Here is a 10,982-nt window from a genome sequence, read left to right as displayed (position 1 = left end):
GTATCTTATTGGCGTCCGGTATGACCAAAGCCACCGGCACCGCGTTCTGTCTCTTCCAGTATTTCCACCGTTTTCCAGGTAACCTGTTCGTGTCGTGCGATCACAAGCTGAGCGATTCGTTCGCCATCATGCACCACAAACTTTTCTTTTGACAAATTGACGAGGATCACACCCACTTCACCGCGGTAATCTGCATCGATGGTTCCGGGTGAATTCAACAAGGTCACACCTTTCTTGATGGCAAGTCCGCTCCTGGGCCTCACCTGTGCTTCGAATCCCAGCGGCAGTTCAATGAACAAACCGGTCGGGATCAGGGCTCTTTCCAGCGAATCCAACTCAACGGGTTGATCCAGGTTGGCCCTTAGATCCAGCCCTGCGGATCCTTTCGTTTCATACTCCGGCAACGGATGCTTCGAGCGGTTGATGATTTTTACTTCCATGGGTTAAGCTTTTCCGGGCAGATACCTGCGCAAGGATTTGTTGGTGAAAGCGACCACCAAAATATACACGAAGATAAGGAATGTATTGGCAAGGTGGCCCAAAAAGTTGGTGTTTTCAGGAAGGCAGAGATGCACTCCGTAAAGTCCGAGTGCCAACCCTATATACCCCAGTATTTTTGTTAGTTCATAAGGTACGGGGAAGTATTTCCGTCCTTCCGCGTAGGAGACAATGGCCATTGTGGCATAGCAGGCCAGCGTAGCCCATGCCGAAGCCATGTATCCGTACCTGGGAATCCCGTACCAGTTCACAACAAGGGTGATCAGGGCACCCAGTATGGCAATACGTGCTCCGTATAGGGTTTTTTCCTCAAGCTTGTACCAGACCGAAAGGTTGTAAAAGAAACCAAGAAAAATATTGGCGATCAACAGAATGGGTACGACCTGCAAACCGACATGAAACCGGGGTCCGATAAAGTATTTAACCGCTGACATGTTCACCATAATGGCAACGAATATCAGACCACAAACGGCCGAGAAGTAGGTCATTACATCGGCATAGGTTTGCCTGGAGTTGGTGGTTTTGGCATGGGAAAAGAAAAAAGGTTCGGCGGCGTACCGGAAGGCCTGGATGAACAGGCTGATCAGGATGGATATCTTGTAACAGGCACCGTAAACACCCACTTCTGCCAGGCGTTCTTCGAGGCTTCCGGGAAGCAGATATTTCAGCAGGGGGCGGTCCATGGTTTCATTGATCGAGCCTGCCACACCCATAACAAGCAGCGGCAATGCATAGCCGATCATGCGCTTCCACAGGTGCCAATCGACCCGCAACTTCATTTTGGCCATCACCGGTAACACCAGCACAAGCGTTACCCCGCTGGAGATCAGGTTGGCGATGAAGATGTACCCGATACCGGGCCGGAGGTCCATGAGTCCGCCTTGCATGCCCAGGTCGCTTCGGAAAATGTAGGGTGCGGCAAGGATCATCAGCAGGTTGAGGCCGATGTACACTGCGATGTTAATGAGTTTGATGGTGGCAAATGCCGTGGCTTTGTTTTCCTGTCGAAGCTTGGCAAACGGGATGGATGTGATCGCATCAAACGCAACGATCATAGCAAACCACACCACATATTCCTTGTTCTCGGGATAATCGAGTAATGAGGCAACCGGCCCGGCGAACCCGATGGCGAGTCCGAGAAAGATCAGGGAACTGAGAAGCAATGACCCCATGGCGGTTGAGAACACCTTCTTCTGATCATTTTCTGTTTGGGCAAACCGGAAATAGGCGGTTTCCATGCCATAGGTGAGGATGATGATCAGCAGGGCCACATAGGCGTACATTTCGATCACCACACCGTATTCGGTTTTCAGGTATTCACGGGTATACAGGGGAACGAGCAGGTAGTTCAGCACCCTTCCCAGGATGCTACTCAAACCGTAGATTGCGGTTTGTCCGGCCAGTTTTTTGATCTGATTCAATCGGGCAATTTGGCTAACCGGCTATGTGATTTATACCGATGGTTCCTTTGGTGGCAACCGGTTGTATCAACGGATGATTTCAAACGAAGAAAAGTTTCTGACCCTGGGATCTTCGGATATTTCCAGGCGTCCCACCTCTGCCCTTTCGGGGCCCTTTCTGCACCACGTCACGAATTGGTCCAGTTGCATGTCATCCCCTTCAGCCTCAATCCTCACGTCACCGTCGCTTTCATTGCGCACATATCCGCGTATCCCGAATCGTTGCGCGGCTTCCTGGGCCGACTTGCGGTAGTATACGCCTTGTACCTTGCCTTTGACCTTGATGTGAAGATGTTTGTACATGAGACATGGTTATTTATTTACCCGGAAACGCCGGGGTTCTTTTTTCAAGAAAGGCGGATGTGCCCTCTTTGAAATCTTCTGTACCGAAACATTGTCCGAATTCTTCCACTTCCGTTGCAAACCCGTCTTCGCCATCTTTAAAATAAGCATCTACACAACGAATGATGCCTTTCACAGCCACCGGTGATTTGGACAGGATTTTGCCCAGGATCTCTTCACATTTCACAATCAGTTGATCGGCAGGTGTGACGTAATTCACCAGTCCGAGTTCGAGGGCCTGTTGTGCCGGAATCATATCACCTGTCATCAGCAATTCGGTGGCTTTTGATTTGCCAACATACTGGATGAGTCGTTGGGTACCGCCGTAGCCGGGGATCAGACCGAGGTTCACTTCCGGTTGTCCGAAACGGGCATTTTCGCTGGCCACCCGCAGGTGACATGCCATTGCCAACTCACAACCTCCGCCCAGTGCGAATCCGTTGACCGCAGCGATGACCGGTTTCGGACAATGCTCGATCATTTTAAAAATGGTCTGCCCGCTGGCTGCGAAGGCCTTTCCTTCGGCCACTGAAATATCCAGGAATTCCTTGATGTCGGCTCCGGCAACAAAGGCTTTTTCACCGGCTCCGGTGATGATGATCCCTTTCACTTCGGGATCGTCGCTGGCCTCCAGGATGGCGGTTTTGATCTCATCCAGGGTGGCGCGGTTGAGCGCGTTCATTTTGTCGGGCCGGTTGATGGTGATGGTGAGGATGCCGGCCTTTACCTCCGCCAATAAGTTTTGATATGCGACACTTTCCATGGGTATGATCTTATGTATTCAAATGTGTTTGTGTTCCTGAACCCATTCCTGAATGTAGTGGACGATCTCTCCTGTTTCCGTTCCCGCGCCGAACAGTTTGCCTACGCCCATTTCGGATAGCTTCCGGATGTCCTGTTCGGGAATGATGCCTCCGCCCGTAAGCAGCACATCGTTCATGCCTTTTTCTTTCATCAGGTCCAGTACCTTGGGAAATACAGTCATGTGTGCACCTGAAAGGATGCTGATCCCGATGGCATCCACATCTTCCTGAAGCGCCGCATTCACCACCTTTTCCGGGGTTTGTCTCAGGCCCGAATAGATCACCTCCATGCCGGCGTCGCGCAAAAACGATGCGATCACTTTGGCGCCGCGGTCGTGGCCGTCCAGGCCCACTTTCGCTATCAACACTCGGATGGGTCGCTTCATGGTACTTGCTTGGTTCCGTACAAATGTAATAAAATGTGGGGATGGACCACCCCATGAACGTGTGCTATGACCTGCGTGGCCGGGATTAGCGGCTGACCGTAACATGCTCCCTGGCGACATTCCGCGTTTCCAGGTCGGTTTCCAGGTAATCGTTCAGGTGGGGTTTGGGTATGAAATGCATGCCTGACAGGCATTGCTCTACCACATTCGGAATGTCTGTGAAGCCGATCCGGTTTTGAAGGAATGCCTCAACAGCCACTTCATTGGCGGCGTTCATCACGCACGGTGCATTTCCGCCTTTTTTCATCGCATCGTATGCCAGTTGCAGGCAAGGGAATGACGTCCGGTCGGGTTGTTCGAAATGTAAGGTGGGATAGGCGGTAAAATCGAAACGCGGGAATGTGTTCGGTAACCGGTACGGGTATGCCAGCGCATATTGAATGGGCAGCTTCATATCCGGCAAACCCATCTGGGCCTTGATGGAGCCGTCGGTGAATTGCACCATGGAATGGATGATGCTTTGCGGGTGCACCACCACCTCGATCTGGTCGGGTTGCAGGCCGAAGAGCCAGCGGGCTTCGATCACTTCCAATCCTTTGTTCATCAGGGTAGCAGAATCAATGGTGATTTTGTTTCCCATGGTCCAGTTGGGATGGGCCAGCGCCTGTTCACGCGTGATGTTGTGAAGGGCTTCTGTTTTCATGCCCCTGAACGGACCGCCGGAGGCTGTGAGGATGATCTTCTCCACCGGGTTGTGAAATTCTCCGGCGAGGCACTGGAAGATGGCCGAATGTTCCGAATCCACCGGGTAGATGTTCACACCGGTTTCTTTTGCCTTTTGGGTGACCAGCTCTCCCGCCACCACCAGTGTTTCCTTGTTGGCCAGTGCGATGGCTTTCCCGGCTTCGATGGCTTTCAGGGTGGGTGTGAGTCCGGCGGCACCCACCAGGGCGGTCAGCACAAGGTCGATGCTTTCCATCTCCACCACCTGCTCCAGCGCATCGGGTCCGGCATACACTTTCACGTCATGAGATGCCAGGGCCGAACGCACTTTGTCATATGCATCCTTATTCCCGATGACCACGGCATTCGGACGAAACGCCATGGCCTGTTCGATCAGCAGGTCGGCGTTGTTTTGTGCCGTGAGCACTTCCACTTCAAAGCTGTCGGATTGCTCCGCCACCACTTCAAGCGCCTGCCTGCCGATGGATCCTGTTGAACCCAATAGGGCCAGTCGTCTTTTTTCCGGGAGCGTCATAATGGCGTAAAGATAACTTTAAACAGGAGAAACATTTCCCGGGGAAATGAACGGTGTGAGCCCATCGGCGAGTTGGCGGTCGTTGGACAACCGGGGTACTTTGTTCTGACCACCCAGCTTTCCGACCGATTTCATGTAGGCGATGAAACCGTCTTTCACGACCTCCCGGATCACCAGGGTCTGTAGGATGTTGCCTTCCAGCAGATCCCGGTAGTAGATGTTCTTTTCCTGCATCAGTTCATCCACGCGATGCCTGAACCCATCCATGTCGGCAGGCTTTTTCGCAAACTCGATGAACCATTCATGGTAGGGCAGACCGGTCGTTGGTTTGATCTGGGGTGCAACGGAAAATTCAATGATCTCCGCACCGAATTCTCGTGCTGCGATTTGCATGGCGCCATCCACTTCTTCGCCGATCACGTGTTCTCCGAATGCGGAGATGAAGTGTTTGATGCGTCCGGTGACGATCAGCCTGTAGGGATTTTTGGAAACAAACTTCACGGTGTCGCCGATGCTGTATGCCCACAGACCTGCGTTTGTACTGAGGAGTAACGCATAGTTCACGCCCAGTTCCACATCGGCGAGTGAAAGACGTGTAGGGTTTGGGCGGTCATATTCATCCAGCGGAACAAACTCGAAGTAAATACCGTTGTCCACATTCAGCAGCAGGCCTTCTTCACCCTGTACATCCTGGAATGCGATGAAGCCTTCGGATGCGGGGTACAGTTCAACCGAATCGATCTTACCCCCAATGGCTTTTTCAAACACCGGCCGGTAGGGCGCATAGTTAACGCCGCCATAGACGAAAAGTGAAAAATTGGGGAAAACCTCCCGGATGGTTTCCTTACCGGTACGCAGCAGCAATTTTTCAAAATACATCTGTACCCATGAGGGAATGCCGCTGATCAACCGCATGTCTTCGTTCATGGTTTCTTCCACGATCGCATCCACTTTGGTTTCCCAGTCGTCTATGCAGTTGGTGGTATAAGATGGCAGTTGGTTGGAGCGCAGGTAGCCGGGTACGTGGTGGTTTACGATTCCCGACAACCGCCCGGTCAGAATTCCGTTTTTCTTCATCAGTTCCGGGCTTCCGGAAAGGAAGATCATTTTCCCGTCCACGAATTGTGCCTTGCGTGTAGTGGCAATGTAGCTCAACAGCGCATTTCTGGCGGTGTGTATGTGGTTGGGGATGGAGTCTTTGGTAATCGGAATGAACTTGGTACCCGATGTGGTGCCTGATGTTTTGCTGAGATAAATCGGTTGCCCTGGCCAGAGTACATCAGGTTCTCCCGCCACCACTTTTTCAATCCACGGTTTGAGGGCTTCATAGTCCCGCAGGGGTACCTTTTGTGTAAACGTTTTGTGATCCCGGATGTGGGAGAAATCATGCTCCTTTCCGAAGTGCGTGGCCCTGGCGTTTTGGAGCAGCCGTTGCAACCACTTCTGCTGAACTTCCACGGCATGTGAGGCTGCCGTTACCTGTTGACGGTGGATCCATCGGGCGAAGGGGATACTCAGGGATGCTTTCAGGCTCATGCGACAGGAATCAGAACACCATGTAATCTTCCGGATTGATGGCCTGACCGTCGTGCCACAACTCGAAATGCAGGTGCGGCCCGCTGGTCAGTTCACCCGAATCACCTACAATGGCGATGGCTTCTCCGGCGCGAACAAACTCCCCTACCTTTTTCAGCAACACCGAATTGTGCTTATAGAAGGAGACCAGGTTGCCTTTGTGTTGCAGCGCAATCACATATCCTGTTTCCGAAGTCCATGTTGCCAATATCACCTTGCCATTCAGGGTGGCCTTCACAGGCTCGTCTTTCTTGGCGACCACATCAATCCCGAAGTGTTTCTGAAGGGCATCAAACCGGCTTGTGATCAAACCTTTCAGCGGACAGTAGAACAGCTGGTCAACTTTGCTTCCCGCGTGTTGAACAGGTTCATTGAAAGCCAGGTTGTACTTGTCTTCGGATTCTATTTTTTCGATCAGTGCCTTTTCGGCGTCCGACTTGGAAATTTCCAGTTTTTCGTAGTTGGTGGTATTGTTGGCCGGGGTATTCCCATCAGCCTGTACATGCGTGCTGTCATTTCCGCTCAACACATCCCTCAGGCTGTTCAGGTACTGTTCCTGCATCCGCAGTTTGTCCTGGAGCGAATCAATGCTGATGGTATTCAACAGCGATTGTTTACGCAATTGTCCGGTGGTGTATCCGGGCACATATTGGCGAAGGGGTGTGAATGCAACAAGTGTGATCCCCAAGGTGATCAGTACGATGATGCTGGCACCGATCAAGGTATAAACGTTCAGGGGTGTGAGTCTGATCGACAGCTTTTCTTCGAAGGAGCTGTCGTTCATAATCACCAGGCGGTATTTGTTTTTAAGCCGCTGGCCTAACTTTTTCTTTTTGGCTTCCACCATAACAGATGGCAAATATCCGAAAAACCGGCCAATGCAATGGGACAAGCCTACCTATCCGTATGAATTATTTATGGAATCCTATGTGAATTCTGCCCTCAAATGTCCGGGTGCTTCTCATTCTTCGGGAAACTGCCAAAAAATAAAATAAATTTGCAATCCTGCGTTTTCCAACCGTGGATAAAAAGTCCAACATACGCCTAGCCCTGGTATTGATCCTGGGCATCACCCTGACATGGTGGGGTTGTTCAACCCGCAAAAACACCTTCGTCAGCCGTCAGTATCATAACCTGACCTCACGCGACAACGGATACTTCAATGCACGTGAAGGTGTAAAGGAGGCGGTGGCGCAGATGGAAAAGAACCACGTCGATGATTTCACGCAGATCCTGAATATATATGTAGATGTGGATGAAGGCCAGGGCCAGACGGTTGCTTCGGAGATGGACAAGGCCATCAAGAAATGCTCCGCCGTGATCCAGCGCCACTCCATCATGGTAAAGAACAAGGAATATTGTGCCTGGGTGGATGACAGCTATTTTCTGATCGGAAGGGCACAGTTCTACAAACAGGAATTCCGCACCGCCTTGGAAACATTTGAATATGTGGCCAAGCAATACAGCGAAGAAGAGATCAAGTTTGATGCCCTCCTCTGGATGGTCCGCTGTTACACCGAACTGGGAATGTATGACGACGGCCTCCGCATCATCGACATGATCAAGAATGAAAAAGGATTTCCGAAAAAGAAGAAGGGCGCTTTCGAAACGGTGTATGCCGACTATTATATGCAGCAAAAGGAATACCCCACCGCTGCCGTGCATCTACAGAAAGCGATTGCACTGACAAAGCGCCGCAAAACCAGGGTGCGGTTGATGTACATCATGGCACAGCTGCTACAGCGCGACAAGGAGTACCGGAAAGCCGGCAACATGTACCAGCAGGTGGTGAAAATGAATCCGCCTTATGACATGGCTTTCCATGCAAAGATCAACATGGCCCGAACCGTGGGCATTGAACGCGATAAAGCCAGCGCTTCTGCGAGGGGAGGCATCCGCAAACAATTGGAAAAGATGCTCCGTGACGACAAGAACATCGACTACTTCGACCAGATTCATTATGCCCTCGCGGAGCTTTCCCATAAGGAAGGCGATGAACCCGATGCATTGAGCCACCTGGAGCAATCCATCCGCACGAGCACCAACAACCCTACACAAAAGGGACAGTCTTACCTGATGGTGGCCGACATCCGTTTTTCTCAGCGCAAGTACGAAATCGCACAGGCTTATTATGACAGCGCTGTTGCGCAACTCCCGCCACAATACGAGGGTTACGAAGCAGCACTGAACAAAAAAACCAGTCTGACAGGCCTCGTCAGCAGTATCGCTACCATAGAGGCCGAAGATAGCTTGCAGCGGATTGCCGACATGGACGATGCGGCCAGGGATGCATTCATAGACGACCTGATCGAACAGGCTGTTAAAGACGAAGAACGCAAGAAGCAGGAAAAGGAAGACCGGGAAAGACGGACACGTGAACTGCTTACACAGAACGCGATCAACCAACGCAAGGGCAACCCCAATGCATCCGGGGGAGGCAAGTGGTACTTCTACAACCCTACTACGCTTGCAAGCGGCAAGGCCGAATTCAGGACCCGATGGGGCGATCGACCGTTGGAGGATTACTGGCGGCGTTCCAACAAAAGCGGGTTCGGCGACTTTTCAAGCGGGTCCGAATCATCGGATACATTGCAGGCCAGCCAGAAAAGAGACCTCTCCATCGGTAACATACGCGACAAAAAAGCATACCTGAAAAACATCCCCCTAACGTCAGAGGCAAGAAAGGCATCCGACGATCGCATCATTGAAGCGTACTACCAACTGGGCATCATTTATAAGGAAAGACTTCAGGATCCTGACGAAGCGATCCGGGCTTTTGAAGAATTGAACCGACGCTACCCGAGCAACCGGTACCGCGCTGCAGCCTGCTATTACCTGTATTTGATTATGAATGATGCGGGTAACACTGCGGCAGCAGAAACCAACAAGAACATCATCCTGAACGATTATCCCGATTCCGAATATGCCAAGCTGATCCAGAACCCGGATTACGGCAAAGCGCAAAAGGTAGACCAGGAAGAGGCACGCAAGCTCTACGAAGACACCTACAAAGCCTACCTGAACAGCAAGTATGAAGCGGTGATGGCCAACTGCGATCTCGCCGATTCACTGCACAAGGGAAACCCCTTTATGCCCAAGTTCTCTTTCCTGTATGCAATGTCAATCGGCAAGACCAGGGGTAACCACGACAGCCTGTTTGTGGCCAGCCTGGAACATGTGGCCAGCCAGTATAGCTACGATCCGGCCGGTACACGGGCAAAGGAGATCCTGGACCTGATGAAGCCCAAGAAAACAACAGATACCTTAACCACCAAACCCGATTCGGCCTCCCCTGCTTCCGTTTTCAAAATGGATATGAATGAAGTGCACTTCTTCGTGTATGTGTTATCAGGGAAGAACAACATCATCACCAAGTTCAAGGAATACGTGTCCGACTTCAACCAGTCGCAGTTCGGTCTGCGCACCTTCAACGTGAGCTCGATCCTGTTGGATGACGCCCGTCAGATGGTATTGGTGAAGAGTTTCGACAACGGCAAGGACGGGATGGATTACTTCAAGTCGGTGCAGGCACATGCCGATATGTTCGGCGACGACAAACTTAAGTCGGTGAAGTACTTCACCATCTCTTCCATCAATTATATCACCATCTACAAGCAGAAGAACATCGACGAGTACGTGAAGTTCTTCCAGGAGAATTATTCCAATTGATTTTCGGGATCAGCTCAACTGTTCAGTGAGCAGGCGCATCTCCGCAACGGGAGATATTTTCTCATACAGCACGCGGTATACGGCATCGCAGATCGGCGTATGCACCTTGAATTTCTTGTTGATTTCCTGGATGCTCTTTACGGCGTAGTAACCCTCGGCCACCATGTCCATCTCCATCTGCGCATACTTCACGGAGTACCCCTTTCCGATCATGGTACCGAACGTGCGGTTCCTTGAGAACTGTGAGTAAGCGGTTACCAGCAGGTCGCCCAGGTAGGCCGAGCTTTTCACGTCGCGGTGGATGGGGTTCACTGCATCCACGAAGCGCTCGATTTCTTGGATGGCGTTTGAGATCAGCACCGCCTGGAAGTTGTCACCATAGCCGAGGCCGTGGCAAATTCCACTTGCAATGGCATATACGTTCTTAAGTACCGCAGACAATTCCGAACCGAACAGGTCGTCGGATGTAGCGGTGCGGATGTAGCGACAGGCCAGTAATTCCGCCAGCATGGAAGCCTTGACTTCATCCTGGCAGGCGATGGTGAGGTATGAAAGTTTCTCCAGCGCCACTTCTTCGGCGTGACAGGGTCCGCAGATGATACCTATGTTCTCATAAGGAATGAGGAACTGTTTGTGGAAAAACCGGGCCGGTATGGCATTGTATTCAGGTACGATCCCTTTGATGGCGGAGAACAGAATTTTGTCTTCCATTCCCTTTACAGGATGTTTCTTGAACACATCCATGAGGAAGGCGGAAGGGATGGAAATGATGATAACGTCGCAGGTATTCACGAATGCCTGCAGGTCGTTTGTCACCGTGAGCTTTTCAGGTTGAAAGGTGACTGAACTCAGGTACTGCGGATTGTGATGGTATTGCCTGACATGTGCGATGGCATCGGGGTTCTGCATCCACCAATGCACATTATCGACATTGTTGCAAAGGAGTTTCACCAGCGCGGTTGCCCAGCTGCCACCTCCCATTACACCTATG

At 51.5% G+C, this 10,982-nt stretch carries 10 protein-coding genes; 1 reads left to right on the top strand and 9 read right to left on the bottom strand.

What is annotated here, in order from left to right; translation table 11 throughout:
* Window positions 1-5 precede the first annotated feature (5 nt).
* The 8 genes from dut to H6585_14610 form a co-directional block, all read right to left on the bottom strand.
* Complete coding sequence (dut, locus tag H6585_14645; GenBank protein MCB9449569.1) at window positions 6-440, bottom strand: dUTP diphosphatase; 435 nt, start codon at window positions 438-440, stop codon at window positions 6-8.
* Between the two features lie 3 nt (window positions 441-443).
* A complete protein-coding gene (locus H6585_14640; protein MCB9449568.1) occupies window positions 444-1,919 on the bottom strand; it encodes a polysaccharide biosynthesis C-terminal domain-containing protein in 1,476 nt (491 codons plus the stop codon).
* Between the two features lie 66 nt (window positions 1,920-1,985).
* A complete protein-coding gene (locus H6585_14635; protein ID MCB9449567.1) occupies window positions 1,986-2,261 on the bottom strand; it encodes an acylphosphatase in 276 nt (91 codons plus the stop codon).
* A gap of 13 nt (window positions 2,262-2,274) precedes the next feature.
* Entirely contained in the window at window positions 2,275-3,063 is a 789-nt protein-coding gene (locus H6585_14630; protein ID MCB9449566.1) for an enoyl-CoA hydratase/isomerase family protein, read from the bottom strand.
* An 18-nt stretch (window positions 3,064-3,081) separates the two neighbouring features.
* Complete coding sequence (locus H6585_14625) at window positions 3,082-3,489, bottom strand: cobalamin B12-binding domain-containing protein (GenBank protein ID MCB9449565.1); 408 nt, start codon at window positions 3,487-3,489, stop codon at window positions 3,082-3,084.
* A gap of 85 nt (window positions 3,490-3,574) precedes the next feature.
* On the bottom strand, window positions 3,575-4,747 hold the full coding sequence (locus H6585_14620) for a 1-deoxy-D-xylulose-5-phosphate reductoisomerase (GenBank protein ID MCB9449564.1): 1,173 nt from the start codon (window positions 4,745-4,747) through the stop codon (window positions 3,575-3,577).
* A gap of 18 nt (window positions 4,748-4,765) precedes the next feature.
* On the bottom strand, window positions 4,766-6,283 hold the full coding sequence (locus H6585_14615; GenBank protein MCB9449563.1) for a GH3 auxin-responsive promoter family protein: 1,518 nt from the start codon (window positions 6,281-6,283) through the stop codon (window positions 4,766-4,768).
* 10 nt (window positions 6,284-6,293) lie between these two features.
* On the bottom strand, window positions 6,294-7,106 hold the full coding sequence (locus tag H6585_14610) for a M23 family metallopeptidase (GenBank protein ID MCB9449562.1): 813 nt from the start codon (window positions 7,104-7,106) through the stop codon (window positions 6,294-6,296).
* 236 nt (window positions 7,107-7,342) lie between these two features.
* Between H6585_14610 and H6585_14605 the strand changes: the two genes are divergently transcribed.
* On the top strand, window positions 7,343-9,991 hold the full coding sequence (locus H6585_14605; GenBank protein ID MCB9449561.1) for a tetratricopeptide repeat protein: 2,649 nt from the start codon (window positions 7,343-7,345) through the stop codon (window positions 9,989-9,991).
* Between the two features lie 9 nt (window positions 9,992-10,000).
* On the opposite strand, the gene H6585_14600 is transcribed toward H6585_14605, so the two are convergent.
* The gene (locus H6585_14600; GenBank protein ID MCB9449560.1) at window positions 10,001-10,972 is read right to left on the bottom strand and encodes an NAD(P)H-dependent glycerol-3-phosphate dehydrogenase; all 972 of its coding nucleotides are present in this window, start codon (window positions 10,970-10,972) and stop codon (window positions 10,001-10,003) included.
* Window positions 10,973-10,982 lie beyond the last annotated feature (10 nt).

The sequence above is a fragment of the Flavobacteriales bacterium genome, from assembly GCA_020635855.1.
In the GTDB taxonomy this organism is placed as follows: Bacteria; Bacteroidota; Bacteroidia; order JACJYZ01; family JACJYZ01; genus JACJYZ01.
Note: the sequence above shows the minus strand (reverse complement) of the source record. Positions and strands in the feature narration are given on the sequence as shown.

Excerpts from the sequence above, each read along its gene's own strand:
- H6585_14625 (MCB9449565.1), bottom strand. The coding sequence starts at position 3,489 with ATGAAGCGACCCATCCGAGTGTTGATAGCGAAAGTGGGCCTGGACGGC.
- H6585_14610 (MCB9449562.1), bottom strand. The coding sequence starts at position 7,106 with ATGAACGACAGCTCCTTCGAAGAAAAGCTGTCGATCAGACTCACACCC.
- H6585_14620 (MCB9449564.1), bottom strand. The coding sequence starts at position 4,747 with ATGACGCTCCCGGAAAAAAGACGACTGGCCCTATTGGGTTCAACAGGA.
- dut (MCB9449569.1), bottom strand. The coding sequence starts at position 440 with ATGGAAGTAAAAATCATCAACCGCTCGAAGCATCCGTTGCCGGAGTAT.
- H6585_14615 (MCB9449563.1), bottom strand. The coding sequence starts at position 6,283 with ATGAGCCTGAAAGCATCCCTGAGTATCCCCTTCGCCCGATGGATCCAC.
- H6585_14600 (MCB9449560.1), bottom strand. The coding sequence starts at position 10,972 with ATGGGAGGTGGCAGCTGGGCAACCGCGCTGGTGAAACTCCTTTGCAAC.
- H6585_14630 (MCB9449566.1), bottom strand. The coding sequence starts at position 3,063 with ATGGAAAGTGTCGCATATCAAAACTTATTGGCGGAGGTAAAGGCCGGC.
- H6585_14635 (MCB9449567.1), bottom strand. The coding sequence starts at position 2,261 with ATGTACAAACATCTTCACATCAAGGTCAAAGGCAAGGTACAAGGCGTA.